Source organism: Maridesulfovibrio sp., from assembly GCF_963678865.1.
Lineage (GTDB): Bacteria > Desulfobacterota > Desulfovibrionia > Desulfovibrionales > Desulfovibrionaceae > Maridesulfovibrio.
On record NZ_OY787459.1, the window covers coordinates 3,064,729 to 3,080,000 of the forward strand.

Annotated in this window: 14 protein-coding genes (1 of these 14 running past the window's edge); 5 read left to right on the forward strand and 9 right to left on the reverse strand. The window is 47.7% G+C overall.

Going from position 1 to position 15,272, the window contains the following annotated elements:
* Positions 1 to 16 precede the first annotated feature (16 nt).
* The 4 genes from ACKU41_RS14040 (at position 17) to ACKU41_RS14055 (ending at position 4,661) form a co-directional block, all read left to right on the forward strand.
* On the forward strand, positions 17 to 904 hold the full coding sequence (locus tag ACKU41_RS14040) for a hypothetical protein (RefSeq protein ID WP_321401656.1): 888 nt from the start codon (positions 17 to 19) through the stop codon (positions 902 to 904).
* A gap of 9 nt (positions 905 to 913) precedes the next feature.
* Positions 914 to 2,371 (forward strand): cysteine--tRNA ligase, encoded by a 1,458-nt coding sequence (gene cysS, locus ACKU41_RS14045; protein WP_319778030.1) that lies wholly within the window; start codon positions 914 to 916, stop codon positions 2,369 to 2,371.
* Positions 2,372 to 2,479: 108 nt separating this feature from the next.
* Positions 2,480 to 4,192, forward strand: coding sequence for a CHASE4 domain-containing protein (locus ACKU41_RS14050; RefSeq protein ID WP_321401659.1), 1,713 nt, complete (start codon positions 2,480 to 2,482; stop codon positions 4,190 to 4,192).
* Positions 4,193 to 4,451: 259 nt separating this feature from the next.
* Positions 4,452 to 4,661 (forward strand): zinc ribbon domain-containing protein, encoded by a 210-nt coding sequence (locus ACKU41_RS14055; protein ID WP_319778032.1) that lies wholly within the window; start codon positions 4,452 to 4,454, stop codon positions 4,659 to 4,661.
* A 69-nt stretch (positions 4,662 to 4,730) separates the two neighbouring features.
* On the opposite strand, the gene ACKU41_RS14060 is transcribed toward ACKU41_RS14055, so the two are convergent.
* From ACKU41_RS14060 to dnaE, 9 genes are all read right to left on the reverse strand, one after another.
* Complete coding sequence (locus tag ACKU41_RS14060) at positions 4,731 to 6,401, reverse strand: glycosyltransferase (protein ID WP_319778033.1); 1,671 nt, start codon at positions 6,399 to 6,401, stop codon at positions 4,731 to 4,733.
* Positions 6,402 to 6,411: 10 nt separating this feature from the next.
* Positions 6,412 to 7,158: an OmpA family protein gene (locus ACKU41_RS14065; RefSeq protein WP_319778034.1), complete on the reverse strand. Its 747-nt coding sequence runs from the start codon at positions 7,156 to 7,158 to the stop codon at positions 6,412 to 6,414.
* 14 nt (positions 7,159 to 7,172) lie between these two features.
* Complete coding sequence (locus tag ACKU41_RS14070; protein WP_319778036.1) at positions 7,173 to 7,928, reverse strand: MotA/TolQ/ExbB proton channel family protein; 756 nt, start codon at positions 7,926 to 7,928, stop codon at positions 7,173 to 7,175.
* A 7-nt stretch (positions 7,929 to 7,935) separates the two neighbouring features.
* Positions 7,936 to 9,048: a FapA family protein gene (locus ACKU41_RS14075; RefSeq protein WP_319778037.1), complete on the reverse strand. Its 1,113-nt coding sequence runs from the start codon at positions 9,046 to 9,048 to the stop codon at positions 7,936 to 7,938.
* 30 nt (positions 9,049 to 9,078) lie between these two features.
* Positions 9,079 to 9,408: an STAS domain-containing protein gene (locus ACKU41_RS14080; protein WP_319778038.1), complete on the reverse strand. Its 330-nt coding sequence runs from the start codon at positions 9,406 to 9,408 to the stop codon at positions 9,079 to 9,081.
* Complete coding sequence (locus tag ACKU41_RS14085) at positions 9,393 to 9,821, reverse strand: ATP-binding protein (protein ID WP_319778040.1); 429 nt, start codon at positions 9,819 to 9,821, stop codon at positions 9,393 to 9,395. Before ACKU41_RS14085 ends, ACKU41_RS14080 begins: the two co-directional genes overlap by 16 nt.
* 138 nt (positions 9,822 to 9,959) lie before the next feature.
* Positions 9,960 to 10,427, reverse strand: coding sequence for a D-aminoacyl-tRNA deacylase (gene dtd, locus ACKU41_RS14090; RefSeq protein ID WP_319778041.1), 468 nt, complete (start codon positions 10,425 to 10,427; stop codon positions 9,960 to 9,962).
* Between the two features lies 1 nt (position 10,428).
* Positions 10,429 to 10,815 carry a 6-carboxytetrahydropterin synthase QueD gene (queD, locus tag ACKU41_RS14095; RefSeq protein WP_319778042.1) on the reverse strand — a complete coding sequence of 129 codons (387 nt, stop codon included), beginning with the start codon at positions 10,813 to 10,815 and terminating at the stop codon, positions 10,429 to 10,431.
* 87 nt (positions 10,816 to 10,902) lie between these two features.
* Positions 10,903 to 14,430 carry a DNA polymerase III subunit alpha gene (dnaE, locus tag ACKU41_RS14100; RefSeq protein WP_321401666.1) on the reverse strand — a complete coding sequence of 1,176 codons (3,528 nt, stop codon included), beginning with the start codon at positions 14,428 to 14,430 and terminating at the stop codon, positions 10,903 to 10,905.
* A 201-nt stretch (positions 14,431 to 14,631) separates the two neighbouring features.
* Between dnaE and ACKU41_RS14105 the strand changes: the two genes are divergently transcribed.
* Positions 14,632 to 15,272: the 5' portion of an SLC13 family permease gene (locus ACKU41_RS14105; RefSeq protein WP_321401668.1), read on the forward strand. It continues 550 nt past the right edge of the window; only the first 641 of its 1,191 coding nucleotides appear in the window; its start codon is at positions 14,632 to 14,634; its stop codon lies beyond the right edge, outside the window.

Below are 15,272 nucleotides of genomic sequence, written 5' to 3' on the forward strand. Positions count from 1 at the left end.
ATTTCAGGGTCTGGATATGAGCAGGAAATTCTTTTTGAAATTGTTTCTGGTACTGGCACTCCTTGCGTCAGTTGCAGCCGGAGGGTATTTCAAGCTTGAAGAATTTTCATCCGCTAAGGTCCGTGAAGCTGTGGCCAGCCAAGCCGATTGGTTGCAGGTTGATTTTGAGCGGGCTTTGATTAATCCATTTGACAAGTCCTTGCATGTCTGGGGGCTTGACTGCAGATTCGCCAGCGGCGCCCGTTGCTCTGTTCGCAAGCTTGAAGTGGAATCTTTTGACCGAGAGCATAAACTTCCACGTTTTTTTCGAGGTCGTATTCAGGGCGTATCCATCCCGGTAGAGTTTGTAAATCTTGGGACTCTTGCCCGTGATTTTCGAAAAATGGGTTATGAAAAGCTGGATTTTGACCTATTTGCAGACTACAGCTATGAAGACGAAACCAAGAGGCTCTCTGTAAAGTCTATTAATTTTGACGGAACGGACCTGTGCCGGGTAAATGCGGGATTCAGTCTCGGGGATGTCAGTCTGCGTGGGCCCGGAATAAGCGGCTTTATCGGAACAAGCATGCTGGATGGTTCTCTTGTCTGGCAGGATTTGTCTTTAGTGGAAAAGATGGTTTCTTTTTCGGCGGAGAGCGAAGGCCTCGCCCGGAGTCTTTATCGCGAGAAGCTGCTGGAGTCCCTGCAATTGGACATGCAGCAGGCGAGGAGTCTGGGCAACGGTTATGCTGAAAATTTTTACGCTGAATTTATAAAATTCATTGAAAATCCAGAAAGGCTGGTCGTTCGGGTTGAGCCGACGGAGCCTGTCCCATTGCTTTATCTGTTTATGGGACGCAGTTTTGAAGAATTGCTTGACCTGTACGGAATTACAGTCGAGGCAAATATTTATTCACGAAAATAAGGAGTGGCTATGCGCCTTTACAATACACTTAATCGGAAAAAGGAAGAGTTCGCACCTCTGAATGGCAACAAAGTTAATCTTTACGCCTGCGGAATCACCGCCTACGACCTTTGCCACATCGGCCATGCCCGCTCTTCCGTTGTTTTTGATATTCTGGTCCGTTATCTGCGCTTCAAGGGTTATGATGTGACCTTTGTGCGTAACTTTACTGATATTGATGATAAGATTATCAACCGGGCCAATGAGACCGGGGTTACCGCCAGCGAGCTTGCCGAAAAATTTATCGGCGAATTCTACGTGGATATGGACAAGCTGAATATTCTGCGTGCTGATATTGAACCCAAATGTACTGAGCATATTCCGGAAATGATAGAGTTGACCGAGACCCTTATCGAAAAGGACCACGCCTACGCCACACCCTCCGGCGATGTGTATTTCAAAGTCCGCTCCTTTGATGGTTATGGTAAGCTTTCGGGCCGAAACATCGAAGATCTTCAGTCGGGCGCACGCATCCAGCCCGGTGAAGAAAAGAAAGATCCTCTCGACTTCGCTCTCTGGAAAGCAGCCAAGCCCGGTGAGCCTTCATGGGAAAGCCCTTGGGGGCAGGGACGTCCCGGCTGGCATCTTGAGTGTTCCGCCATGAGTGAAAAATATTTCAAGCTTCCTTTTGATATTCATGGTGGCGGACAGGACCTGAGTTTTCCACACCATGAAAATGAGATCGCCCAGAGTGAGGCTGCTACCGGAAAGGAAATGGCCCGTTTCTGGGTTCACAACGGCTTTGTGCAGATCAATTCCGAGAAAATGTCCAAGTCCCTTGGTAACTTTTTTACCATCCGGGATATTCTGGATAAATTCATGCCTGAAACACTGCGTTATTTTCTCCTGACCATGCATTACCGCAGCCCTCTGGATTTTTCCTTTGCGGCTTTGGAGGAAGCGGAAAAAGGTATCCGTCGTGTTTATGCCGCACTGGAGCAGACCGGTGAAGCTTTGCAGAAAGCCAAATGGTCCAAGGCTGCATTGCCTGAAGAAGTATTGGCTGAGATTGAAGAAGCTGAAAAAGGCTGGGCCGAGGCCATGGAAGACGATATGAATACAGCTGCCGCTCTGGGCCACGTGTTCACCCTGATTCGTCTGGCCGGGCGTATTGGCGAAGAAAAGGCATGGCGCAAGTCTGAGGGAGGCCGTGACGCATGGCTCCGTATCCTTGAAGATGTGAAGAAATGGGGTGATGTCCTCGGTATCTTCACCAGAGATCCCAAGGAGTTTCTTGATGAACTCAAGCTTTGCATGCTTGAGCGCAAAGGCATCGAAGCTGAAAAAGTTGAAGAGCTGGTTGCTGCTCGTCAGGAGGCACGCAAAAATAAGGATTTTGCCCGTTCCGATGAAATCAGAGATGAGCTGATTGAACTTGGAGTTGAAGTTAAAGATACTCCCCAAGGGGCGGTTTGGTCCGTTATTTAGTTTTTTGATTATAAATCAGTATTTTTAAAGAAACCGGATTTCGATCCGGTTTCTTTTTTTTTATTAACAGAGTAGGATAATAGAAAAACTATTGTTTCAGGGGTGTGAATGAGAATCGGGCTTAAAGGTAAAAGTTATCTGATTGTCTTCTTCCTTTTCCTGCTGATTTTTGTGGGCAATGGCTTGTTGGTCTATAAACTCAACAGGAAAACCCTTTTCAGTATTGAAAAAGAACTAATGGAAGAAAATCTGAGCAGGGCCGATTTTGCCATGAAGGATAATTCCAACGCTTTGCAGAGTCTGTGCAGAGACTGGGCCTGGTGGGATGGTTCATATGAATTTATCAATAACTATAATGCTGAGTATGTTAATTCGAACCTGACTTCTGAAGTTCTCATTAATCTGGACTTGGATGTTATTCTGTTTTTTGACGAGAAGGGAGGGTTTTATTTCTTTCATTCTGCGGATGGAAATGAGGATGTTGAAAAGTGTTTTATCACGGAAGGTTGTCTGGGAAAAGAGCTGGTCCGCCGATGCGGGGTGGATGGTTTTACCGGGTTTGTGAGGATTAATCACAGGCTGATGCAGATTTCGGTGCAGAAAATTATGAATAGCCAGATCAGCGGCCCTTCAAACGGGACTCTGGTCATGGCCCGCTTTTTCGGGGACCGCCAGTTGCAGAAACTTGGTCAGGCCTTGCAGATGAATCTTGCTTTCCGGGCGCTGGGTGAAAAACCTTATAAAGATGTGTACTTTCAGTCTCCGGATGAAGCCAACAATGAAGTAACAGGTTGTATGCTTTTAAAGGATGTCTTCGGCAAGCCTTTGGTCTTTTTATCTCTTTCCATGGAAAGAGATGCGTACAACATCGGCAGTTCCCTTTTTTCCACCTATATCTATTTCATGTGCGGTTCTCTTTTTTTGTTAGGGATTGCAGCAAATTTTGTATTGAATCGTTTTTTTGTCTCGCGGGTTAAAATGATACGGGATCAGTTGCGCGGCGAGTTTTTTACAGGACCGGAAAAAAGAATAATCAGCATAAACGGCGATGATGAACTCAGTGACCTTTCTGATTCGGTGAATGACATTTTAGTTTTGCTCCAGGAGGAAAAAACAAAAGCTGAGACTGCCAGCCGGGTAAAGACTGAATTTCTAGCCAATATGAGTCATGAGATCCGCACACCCATGCATTCCATTTTGGGCATGGTGGAGTTGCTGAAGGAAAGTGAGATAAATGCTGAGCAGCGTGATTATTTGAATATTGCCGGTTCAGCTGGGGAGAATCTTCTTGAGATAATCAATGATGTTCTGGAAATTTCGAAAATTGAGGCCGGTTATCTGGAAATTGAGGAGCATGATTTCTTGCTTCATGAATTGATGGAGCGGGTTATCGGGGTTTTTACTGTTGACGCCGCACGTAAAGGCTTGGAGCTTGTCTGCAACATTGCCGAGGATGTTCCTGACAGGGTTCGGGGGGATAATTACAGACTGCGGCAGATTCTTAATAACCTGATCAGTAATGCAGTTAAATTCACCAGCAGGGGGGTAATTGCAGTATCTCTCACTTTTGATGACGGTAAAGTGAATTTTGCGGTACAGGATGAGGGTATCGGAATTGCTGCAGATAAGCTTGACAAAATTTTTGAAAGTTTCACTCAGGCAGACTCTTCAACGTCCCGGAAGTACGGTGGTACCGGGTTGGGGTTGCCCATTTCCCGCAAACTGGTCAAAAAAATGGGGGGAAATATTTCTGTATCCAGTAATCCGGGAAAAGGTTCAATCTTTCGGTTTTATGTGAACTTAAAGCCTGTTCATGATTAGAATATCAGTTTGCATGATTGCTCTTGCCTCCTGCTATTGACAAGGCTAATATAATATTTAACTGGATAGGTAAGTGTAGATTAATAACTGTGAGGTTCACATGTCAGATTTACTTGGCCTGATTGCGGTGTTCGCAATCGTATTTCTTATCGTGAAGGTTGTTATCCCGAAAATGGGAATTTCTCCGTGACAGATTCCTAATAGAGGGTCCCGGGAGGACTCTAAGAATAAAAGTGGCGGTTGCGGGGGCAATTAACATATGCCGATTTACGAATACAAATGCAACGAGTGCGGGCATGAATTCGAGGAATTGGTCTCTTCCACCAGTGTGGAAACTCCAGCCTGCCCGAAGTGCGAAAGTCCGGATACAGAAAAGATGCTATCTTCATTCAGTTCTGGAGCTTCTTTTTCTGACTCCGTTCCTGCTGCTCACCAGGCAGGAGGTTGTGGTAGTTCCGGTTTTTCATGAGGATAAAATTTTCTTCCGGTCGGAAGAGAGAATCATAGCAGCCCCGTTTTTTTGAATCGGGGCTGTTTTTTATTTGTAGGTCTGACGCATACTTTTGATCAAAAGTTTTATGCGGCAGTCGTAGGTGTGTTCGGCGAGTATTCGCTTGCGTGCGGATTTTATTATCTGTTGGCGGGCTGGTTCGTCTTTGAGATATTTTTCCACCAGTAACGGAATTTCGTCCGGAGTTTTATAGACAGCGATTTCTTTGCCGGGGTCAAATAATTTTTCTATCTGGTAGCGGTGGTCGGTGAGGATGAATCCGTTGCAGGCAGGGACATCGAAGACCCGTTGATTGACCGCGCCTTTCATTTGCTGGCTGGTGCAGTTGAAGTTGATTTTTGAACAGGGATAAAAACGGGGCAGATCTTCATAGTAGGAAAGTTCGCTATGATATTCCCATGTCTTATCATTTTGCAAGAGCTGGTTCCAGCCATCGTCACCAACAATAAGCGGATTGAATTTTAAGGTCTGCTTCACACAGGAGAGCCGGTATTCCAGTGTCGCCTGCCAGATGACCAGAGTTTCAAAGGCCAGTTTGCGGTGCGGGGTAACCAGATTTTCGAATTCCGGGAGCAGTTCAGGGTAATCCGTTTGTAAAAATTTAATTACTGAATGTGCTGTCCCCTCACCGAAGGCATGGGCGACTTCCTTGTACCGGGCAGCAAGCTGACCGGAAATTCCGGCAGCCTCCATGCGTCTGGCAGTTTTGAGGACCATTGAATTACCGACAAAGGAAATGTCGCGCGCCCACCGTTCTTCCGTGCAGCCCTTGGAAGGCAGGAAACGAGTCTGGTCTGTACCCAGCGGAAGATGAAAAATATTGCTGAAGCCCATCTCCCTGAGTGAATCCATACGGTCTGCATCCCATGTGAAGATGGTTGTGTTCTTATTCTCTTGGGCTTGGTAGAGAGGAAGAATGAGCATGGGGTTATCAACAAACCATGAGGCCAGAGGCAATTGGAATTTGCGGAGCAGGGTATTTAAGATCCCCTCCTGATCTACGCCAAGATGGTTGACCGTAAGCACGAAGTCTGGACGAAAGGTGTTGATAGCTGCTGAAATGCGGGCCACAAACAGGTCCAGTTCCATCTCTTTGGCGTCCATGTTGATGAACATATGTGGCACCCCCAGACGCTGGCAGGCGGCCACTATTTCGCCCATGAGAAAATATTGGCTGGTCAGGAGGAGTATTCTCGGTTTTTCCTGCTGGAATTTGGGCCAGACCGGGAATTCCGCTTTTTGGCCGGATTGATCAATAAGTATTTTTTCAGTCAGGCCATAAAAAGGGGATAGACGCAGGTAAAAGGGATTTTTCAGCAGCTGGATTTTTTTGCCGGAGGCTTCTTCCAGTTCCATGATGTGGCGGGCGGCATTCTGTGGTGAATCTGTATTGATCCATATCACATTAGAATGTTTCCGAAGTTCTTCTTTCAACCCGCTGGCAGCAAGAATTTCCTTTTCGCAATCCAGAATGAGCAGAGTACGTTCTTTTTGCTTAAGCAGTTCTCTGGCTGCCACCCCGATTCCGGTGCCAATCAGCAGGGGAATTGTATTTTCTGCAAGTGTTGCGGCTAGGTCTATTTCGCGACGCAGGCCGTACTTACCCCACATGTGTCTTTTTTTGCCGTCTGCAATGATGCGTATGTCTGTGAGTTCCGAGTCAACATGGATTGCCTCGGCTTTATATTTTGCATTCATGCCGGTTCTCCTACCACGAATCGCGGGCCGGTTTATGGTAAAAGAATTCAAGGCGTCTGTTCTTGCGTTTGTTTTCCGGAGAGTCGTTTTTTACCAGCGGCTGGGTATCGGCATAGCCTACAGCTTTAAGCCGTTTAGGGGCGATGCCGCCTTTTTCCACAATGTAGCGCAGGGCGCTGGCCGCCCGTGCAGATGAAAGTTCCCAGTTTGTTGGGAACTTTTGGGAACGTATTTCAGTGTTGTCGGTGTGCCCTCGGACGACAAGGTTATAGTTGTGGTCCTTGAGTATGCTTATTACTTTATCCAGTATTTTATGGGCCTCGGGCCTGAGTTGGGCTGATCCGGGTTTGAAAAGAGTCGCTGAATCCGTATTGACCAGCACACCGTCCTGATCTGCTTTTACCCCGGATGATTTTCGGGTGGCATCGTCTTCGTCAAGCAGAGCTTTAATGCGCAGAACCAACCCCAGCAACCTCTTGTCGTTGCTGTCCATTTTGACTTCCTTACGTTTGAGATCAGAAGGAGTCAGTGAGAGAAAATCATCCTCTTTGCGTTCAATTTTTACCCCGAAAGCGTCTTTGATGGAACCGAGCAGTTCCTTGAATTTTTCAAGGTCATTGTTTGCAAATGAGAGCAGTAGCACGAAGAAACAGAGCAGAAGAGTAACCATGTCCGCGAAGGTAGCCATCCACGGCGGAAGCCCTTCTTCCGGTGGCGGGTCGTTGTTCTTCGGTTTGATGATAACTACTTTAGCCATGCTGTATCTTTCTATTATGCGGTAGCGTCACGCAGGCCGGGGGAAAGGAATGCCTGCAGCTTTTCCTTTACGATGGAGGGGTGTTCCCCTTTTTGGATAGCAACAACCCCTTCAACCATTATTTCCATGTAGGAAGCTTCCTCAATGGAGCGTTCCTGCAGCTTGGTGGCCAGAGGGAGAAAGACAACGTTTGCCAGAACGGATCCGTAAAGGGTTGTAAGCAATGCAACCGCCATTGCAGGGCCGATGGCGTCAGGGTCACTAAGGTTCGAGAGCATCTGTACCAGACCGATCAGGGTACCGATCATACCGAATGCCGGGGCCATGGCTCCCATCCCTTTCATCACCCCCTGTCCCTGAAAATGCCTTTTTTTCATGGCATCGATTTCGATTTCCATAATGGCCCTTACAAGATCCCCGTCGGTGCCGTCTGCAACAAGGATGACCCCTTTTTTGAGGTATTCGTCGTCAATTGAAACTTTTTCCAAGGCAACGAGACTTTCTTTTCTTGCGGTTTCTGCAAGGGCGACTATCTGGTCGATCATGGCCTTTGGATCTTCTGATTTGGCAAAAAAACCTTTCAAGGCAATTTTGAAGGCCTTGAGTACGACCCCCATGGGAAACATGATAAACGCGGAGGCAAAAGTCCCCCCGACAACGACAACAAGAGAGGGTGGGTCAATAAAACCGCTGACATTACCACCCATGATAATGGTTGCCACGATGAGACCGAAACCGCCAACAATTCCTATTAAAGTTGCAATATCCATATTTATTCTATCTCTTTAATGCGGGAGATCCCACTTTGACTTCGTTGTTTTCGTAGTAGAAAAAAACATTTTCCAAAGGTTCATTCACCTGCATATATGCCGGTCCGATGCTTATTTCCACCCCTGATTTTACAATGCCCTGCACCATAATTCTACAACTTTCCAGTTTTTCCGTCTGCTGTATCTTTCCCCAGAACTGCTTCTTTTTGTTACGCAGAAAGCGAATTTTCATTTCGCATTTTTCAATCTTCTGAGTGAATTCAGGTGTAGTGGATGATCCACTGGTCATAATCTGCTGGAGACTGCGGATTTCCTCTTTCTGAGCTGAAATCTGTGCAGAAATTTTATCGATCTGAAGCAGCAGGACAGGATTGTAACCCACAATAACCTGTGATGCAGCACTCAACCCCCCTCCCAGTTGTTCTCCTATGAAAACATACTGGTCGCTATAGCATTGGCCGCCGGCAAAACGTCCTTTTGCAGCAAATTTTCCTTCGCAGTATACTTTAGTATGCATGCAGTTTTTTTCAATTATTATATTTCCGCTGCTGACGAGTGTTGCATTTTCGCAAAAGCTGGTTCTCAGGCTCCCTTTGGATTCCACAAAACCATTGCTGTTGCCCTTTATGCCTCCATCGCATTTGAGAAATCCGGCGGCGTGGACATTGGCCTGCTCTATGATGCCTTTAACGTTGATGTTGTTTGCTTTGACATCCAGACCGGATTTGATGGACCCGTGGACAACAATATCACCAACGAAAAAAATGTTTCCGGTGGAGAGGTTTACATCTCCGCGCACGTTGAGCAGTTCCTTGACGGTGATCAAACCCTCTTCGTTATAGAAAACGTAGCCGTTGCGGGTGGCTATGAGCTGGTCCTGATTATTCGGGTTGAGTTTTGTGTTCGGACCGCGGGGAAATTTCTTTTCCGGGTAATAGCGTTGTCCCAGTCCACAGGAGCTGTCTTCCGCAGGGGCTACCCATTGGGCCAGCACTTGTCCTGTGATTACGCTCTGCACGTAACCCATGTTATAATAATCAACGCTTCCGTCGTTCTTTTCTACCGGTTTCAGGTTAGTGTAGTCAAAGTCGGGATCAAAGTAGTGCTTCAGGCAGGGCATGCATATGCTCCGGTAAGTGCGAGGAATTTTTTAAGGAATTTCCATTTCATCTTCAATAATGGTGAAGAAGGATATGAGTCTTACGAGTTCCAACGTTTTACAGATCTGCTCGCTGGGGCGCAACAGGTACATGTTCTTATTGTTGCTTTTCAGGCGCGAGTTGAGTGAAACAAGAAAACCTATTCCTGAACTGTCCAGAAAGCGGGCTTCGGAGAGGTCTGCAACTACAGCTTCCACTTCTGAAGATTCACTCTCATGTTCAACCCGGTCCTTGAATTCATAAATGGTCTCAATGGTTATCTCGTGGCCGCATTTAAGGGTCAGAATTCCCTCGTTTATAGTAATTATTTCTTCAGCCATTGGTCTTCCTTTAACTTGCGGGTCAGCTTGATAACGTTTTTACCGTCTTCCTGAATGAGTTCAAATGAATCCATGAGTTCGGACATGATGAACATGCCTCTTCCACCGACTGCTTCCGGCGAGGGCATGGAGAAATCAATTGATTTGGCGCAAAGTCCTTTGCCCCAGTCTGCAATCTCAAAAATTATATGTTTTTCGGGATGTATTGTTATTGTGAGTTCCAGCCTGTTGCAATCTTCATGCTTTTCATAAGCGTGTCTGGCAACATTGGAACATCCCTCGGTCAAGACCAGATCTATATCATGGAGAATGTTCTCGTCCGCAACAAAATCTTTAAGTATTACAATTGCCTTGCGGGCTACTTCCCTGCTCTCTTCAGGGGTGGGAATTGCTTCCAGCACAAAGCGATGCATGAATGCTCCATGTTTCCTGTCCGGCGGATATTAATTTATTGACGGACGTTACAACTTTCGGGCTGTGGTTGATTGATGTTTTTTAATATACCTAATCCTCTCTTTTTCGCAAAGGAAGTCAAGGTAAAAGCTTAAATTTTAGATAAAATCCTCAGAATCCAATATGATGGTCACCGGACCCCAGTTGACAAAATCTACATTCATCATAGCACCGAATTGTCCGGTTGCTACTTTTGCAGGAGATTTTTCCGAAACATCAGCTACCAGTCGATCAAAAAGATCATTGGCCAATTGCGGCGCAGCAGCCCCGGTGAATGAAGGTCTGCGCCCTTTTTTGCATGATGCGTAAAGGGTGAATTGGGAAACCAGCAGCACGTCTCCGCCGATATCTGCAAGGGAACGGTTCATGCGTCCTTCTTCATCCTCAAAGATACGCAATCCAATCATCTTATCGATAAGTGTGTTCCAGACTTTAGAGCCGGGCAGTTTTTCGGTGTCGTTTTTACCGAATCCGGCTAAGACCATGATGCCAGAGCCGATTTCGCCTACTGTGGTCCCGTCTACCTCAACCTTTCCGCCGCTGGTTCTTTGAATGACCAACCGCATATTATTCCTCGAAGTAAGTTGCCACGGAAGAGTCTTTTTCGGAAACCGAAGCAAAGACCATGCGCACATGCTCGCTCTCAACCCTTTTTTTCATTTCCTCATAGATATAGCGGGCGATGTTCTCGGATGATGGATTGCGGTGCTCGAAATATTCGAGGCTGTTCAAGTGTTTGTGATCCAGAGTGTCCAGCACTTCGTTCAGTTCTTTTTTAAGCTCTTTGAAGTCCATTAGAATCTCCACCTTGGCATCAAGGTGATCGCCTTCTACCTCCACCTCGACACCGAAGTTGTGGCCGTGCATGTTCTCGCACTTGCCGCCGTAGTTACGGAGCTGGTGCGCTGAGCTGAAGTCCTTCTTTACTTTAAGTTTCCATTTTCCCTTGGACATATATTTTCTCCTGTGAATAAAATCCATTTGATGCGCTATTGCGCTTTTTATTTAATATGCCCCGGAAAGGTCGCCGAAGGCATGTTTTTACTGCAATTTTGCTTTTCCGTTTCCATTTTTGCGCCATTGGTTGAATTCTTTCCAGAAGTCTCCATTGGGGCGTATCTTGTAACTATGCCCGAGGCGCAGGGTGCAGACGGAGTCTTCCAAAAACATCTGCAGTGTCACCGGTGCTGAACCGGGGTATCCGGCGAGGATTGCTTTCAGTTCGGTAATGCCTTCCTCGGTACATAGGGTGTGGTGCACTGAAAGCGGAACAGCCTCCTGACATCCGGCCTGCGCGTTCTCCAGCGGTGAAATTTCATCGGCCATGACTTTTGATTCAGGCGGGGCTTCCTCCTGTCCTTCTTCCGGCGGAGGGTTGTCCACCTTGCCTTTGATCAGCAGGGGAATGTCCTGATCCAGATACTGGTGTACCTCTTCGTAGGTTTTGGGGAAAATGATTAGTTCGCCTGATCCGGTCATGTCCTCAATGGTGGCAAAGGCCATTTTCTTACCTGATTTCTTGGTGATGATTTCCTTGTATCCGGTGATGATGACTCCCAGCCTGACCTGCGCTTCGTGGGCCATGTTCGGGCAGTCTTCAACTGTCTGCAGGCCTAGGCGGTTCATTTCATTGCGATAGGAAAGCAGGGGATGGCAGGTCAGGTAGAAGCCGAGCGCTTCTTTTTCAAGGCGTTGCATTTCCTTGTCATCCATTTCCGGCATGTTGAATTCTTCAAAACTGACAGCTGCAGGTTCCTCGGCTTCGCCTCCTCCGCCGAGCATATCCAGCATGTTGATCATGCCGGATTCCTTTTCCTTGTTTTTCTTCTGACCGTAGGAAACAGCCTTGTCCAGGGAAGCTATCAGGCCGGAGCGGGTCAGGCCCATGGAATCAAAAGCCCCGGCACGGATCAGGTATTCGATTACGCGCTTGGTTACCCGGCGCAGGTTCACGCGGGTGACGAAATCCACGAAATCCTTGAAAGGGCCGTTGGTCTGGCGCTCCTCAACAATCTCGTCAATAGCTTCTTCTCCGACATTCTTGATTCCTGCCATGCCGTAGATGATATCGCCTTCATACACTGAAAAACGGGCCATGCCGAGGTTGATATCCGGCTGGCGTACGGTAACGTCCATGTCCCGGCAGGCGTTAATGTACATGATAATCTTCTCGGTGTTGTTCATTTCAGTACTCATGAGTGCAGCCATGAACTCCACCGGGAAATGGGCTTTGAGATAGGCCGTATAATATGAAATCAGCGCATAGGCTGCGGAATGTGATTTGTTGAAACCATAGGCCGCGAACTGTTCCATGAGGTCGAAAATGTCGTTGGCTACCTGCTCCGGAATTTCGTTTTCCTTGGCGCCTTCAACAAAGCGGACCCTGTGTTTTGCCATTTCCTCCGGGATTTTCTTACCCATAGCCCGTCGGAGCAGGTCACCCTCACCTAGAGAGTAGTTGGCAATGGTCATGGCCGCGCCCATAACCTGTTCCTGATAAACTATGACCCCGTATGTAGGCTTGAGGCTGGGCTCGAGGGTCGGCCAGAGGTAGGTTACTTCAATTTCGCCATGCTTACGTTTAATGAATTCATCAACCATACCGGAGCCGAGCGGACCCGGACGGTATAGGGCGAGCATCGCGATGATGTCCTCAAAACAGCTCGGGCGGAGCATGCGCAGGTATTTACGCATGCCGGAAGACTCGACCTGAAAAACCCCGTCGGTGTCCCCTTTGCAGAAAATATCAAAAGTGTCCTGATCATCAAGGGTCAGGGTGTCCAGATCAGGGGCTTCCTTACCCTGCAGCCGGATGATATCGAGGCAGTCCTCGATAACGGTCATGGTGCGCAGTCCCAGAAAGTCAAACTTGATCAGGCCGACTTTTTCGACTTTTTTCATGTCGTACTGGGTCACGATTTCGCCCTTTTTACCTTTGTAAAGGGGCAGATAGTCAGTCATGGGTTTGTCGGAGATAACAACTCCGGCAGCATGGGTGGACGCATGGCGGGACATGCCTTCCAGCCGGGTGGCAATATCCATGAGCTTGGCGATTTTCGGATCGGTTGCGACCATGTTGCCGAGTTCTGGTATGGCCTCTACCGCGTTCGGCACGGTAATCTTGGCTTTTTTTACTCCCAGCCCCTGCGCAATGACTGCCGGATCATCCGGGACAAGTTTGGCGATGGGATCGGTCTCGGAAAAATGCATGCCCATGGCCCGGCCTACGTCCTTGATTACCGCCTTGGTTTTCATAGTTCCGTAGGTGGTGATCTGGGCAACGTGATCCCAGCCGTATTTCTCTGAGCAGTATTTGACTACTTCCAGTCGGCGCCGTTCGCAGAAGTCGACGTCGATATCAGGCATGGAGACACGCTCCACGTTAAGAAATCTTTCAAAGAGCAGGTCGTAAGGGATAGGGTCGAGGTTGGTAATCCTCAAAGCCCATGCAACGATAGAACCTGCAGCCGAACCACGACCCGGCCCGACAGGGATGCGGTTGTCTTTGGCCCAGTTGATGAAATCCTGAACGATAAGGAAGTAGGCCGGGAATCCCATTTCATTAATGACGCCCAATTCGTAATCAAGGCGTTCCCAGTACTTTTCCTCGTCGATCTCATATGGTGCGTTTTTAATACGTTTTTGAAGACCTTCCTTACAGAGTCGCACAAATTCTGTTTCAATGGTCATGCCCTCGGGGAGATCGTATTCCGGGAAATAGTAGTTGCCCAGTTCGATTTCGAGGTTGCACATTTCAGCAATTTTCTGGGTATTGGCTATGGCTTCCGGCACATGGGCGAAGTATTCTTCAAACTCTTCCTGTGGTTTGAAGTAAAGCTGGTCGGTACCCATGCGGAAGCGTTTCTCCGCATCAACCGTGGTCTGGGTCTGAATGCACAGGAGCAGGTCATGGGCTTCGTAATCTTCTTTGGTCAGGTAGTGGCAGTCGTTTGTAGCAACCAGAGGCAATCCGGTCTGTTCTGCGCATTTATAGAGCAGTTCGTTGAGATCGTCCTGTTCTTTGAGTCCGTTGGCCTGCACTTCGAGGTAGAAGTTTCCGGGGAAGATATCAGCATAAGTCTTTGCCATTTCTATGCCGGCATCAAGTCCCTCATTCATCAGGGCGCGGGGAACTTCCCCCGCAAGGCAGGCCGAAAGTGCGATAATCCCTTCACTGTATTTGTTGAGCAGGTATTTGCTGACGCGGGGCTTGTAATGGAATCCTTCGAGAAAACCGAGCGAACAGAGTTTGATGATGTTTTTGTAGCCCTGCTGGTTCTTAGCAAGCAATACCAGATGGTGACGGCCTTTTTTGTCTTTTCGCGTATGAGCCAGTTCGTCATCAATATCGCCGGGCGCAACATAGACTTCACAACCGATAATCGGCTTGATGCCCATATCCATGGCAGTCATGTAAAAGGTGACTGCCCCGAACATGGAACCATGGTCGGTGATGGCAACGGCAGGCATGCCGAAATCCTTGGCCTGCTGGCAAAGGTCTTTAATACGGATGGCACCGTCCAACAGACTGTATTCCGTGTGGACGTGCAGATGAACGAATTCTGACATATATATTCCTGATGGGTGGAAATGGATTCAAGATAAAGGTCGTTAGTATTTATTTTTAGGCCCAAACGTCAATAGCCGGGAAAGGAATCTCAAAACGTTTTTTGAGTATGCATTTGTAAAATACCCCGCATTACCGGAATGTTGACGAAAGTACCCGCCCATGCAAGAAATTTAAGAATAAATCGCAGAGGTGAACGGCGCATGGAATTCTCTGTTACATATATATATGAAAGACTGCCCCTGATTCTTCTCTTTGTCACCGGGTATGTTCTGTACCGGGTAGCGGCTTCGGCCTGCTTACCGGAATTCATCGCCGCACGGGCGGTGCGATTCAGCCGGGGCAGGGCCGATCTGTTGCTTCTTTCGCTTATTGTTGTGTCTGCGTTGCTCTCTATGTTTATACCCAATGCGGTCACCGTACTGGCCATGATTCCGGTCATCCGTAAACTGGATGATGAGTTGGAATCCATGACTACGCCCCTTACGCTTTCAATTATATATGGTGCGAACATCGGGGGGATGGGGTCAATCATAGGCAGTCCTGCTAATCTATTGTTAATCGGAGCGCTGGATCTGTTCAAGATCCCCGGCCGGGAGCACATAACCTTTTTTAACTGGTTTGAGTGGGCTTTGCCGCTGGTGCTTATGATGCTTGTATTGGCATGGCTGGTGATTCGGTTTTCTGTTTCCGGCAGAACTGGCAGGATTATTAATATTGAAGAGGAAAGACCTATTCTTCCGAATCAACGCAAAGGTGTCCGTGCTTTCGGCCTGTTTATGCTCTACTGGAGTGTATCGTCAATTGTTGTGGAAGCGGCGCCTGTGTTGAAGGAGTATGAACC

Excerpts from the sequence above, each read along its gene's own strand:
- ACKU41_RS14050 (WP_321401659.1), top strand. The coding sequence starts at position 2,480 with ATGAGAATCGGGCTTAAAGGTAAAAGTTATCTGATTGTCTTCTTCCTT.
- dnaE (WP_321401666.1), bottom strand. The coding sequence starts at position 14,430 with ATGTCAGAATTCGTTCATCTGCACGTCCACACGGAATACAGTCTGTTG.
- ACKU41_RS14040 (WP_321401656.1), top strand. The coding sequence starts at position 17 with ATGAGCAGGAAATTCTTTTTGAAATTGTTTCTGGTACTGGCACTCCTT.
- ACKU41_RS14085 (WP_319778040.1), bottom strand. The coding sequence starts at position 9,821 with ATGCATCGCTTTGTGCTGGAAGCAATTCCCACCCCTGAAGAGAGCAGG.
- ACKU41_RS14075 (WP_319778037.1), bottom strand. The coding sequence starts at position 9,048 with ATGCCCTGCCTGAAGCACTACTTTGATCCCGACTTTGACTACACTAAC.
- queD (WP_319778042.1), bottom strand. The coding sequence starts at position 10,815 with ATGTCCAAGGGAAAATGGAAACTTAAAGTAAAGAAGGACTTCAGCTCA.
- ACKU41_RS14055 (WP_319778032.1), top strand. The coding sequence starts at position 4,452 with ATGCCGATTTACGAATACAAATGCAACGAGTGCGGGCATGAATTCGAG.
- ACKU41_RS14070 (WP_319778036.1), bottom strand. The coding sequence starts at position 7,928 with ATGGATATTGCAACTTTAATAGGAATTGTTGGCGGTTTCGGTCTCATC.
- ACKU41_RS14080 (WP_319778038.1), bottom strand. The coding sequence starts at position 9,408 with ATGGCTGAAGAAATAATTACTATAAACGAGGGAATTCTGACCCTTAAA.
- cysS (WP_319778030.1), top strand. The coding sequence starts at position 914 with ATGCGCCTTTACAATACACTTAATCGGAAAAAGGAAGAGTTCGCACCT.
- ACKU41_RS14065 (WP_319778034.1), bottom strand. The coding sequence starts at position 7,158 with ATGGCTAAAGTAGTTATCATCAAACCGAAGAACAACGACCCGCCACCG.
- ACKU41_RS14060 (WP_319778033.1), bottom strand. The coding sequence starts at position 6,401 with ATGAATGCAAAATATAAAGCCGAGGCAATCCATGTTGACTCGGAACTC.
- dtd (WP_319778041.1), bottom strand. The coding sequence starts at position 10,427 with ATGCGGTTGGTCATTCAAAGAACCAGCGGCGGAAAGGTTGAGGTAGAC.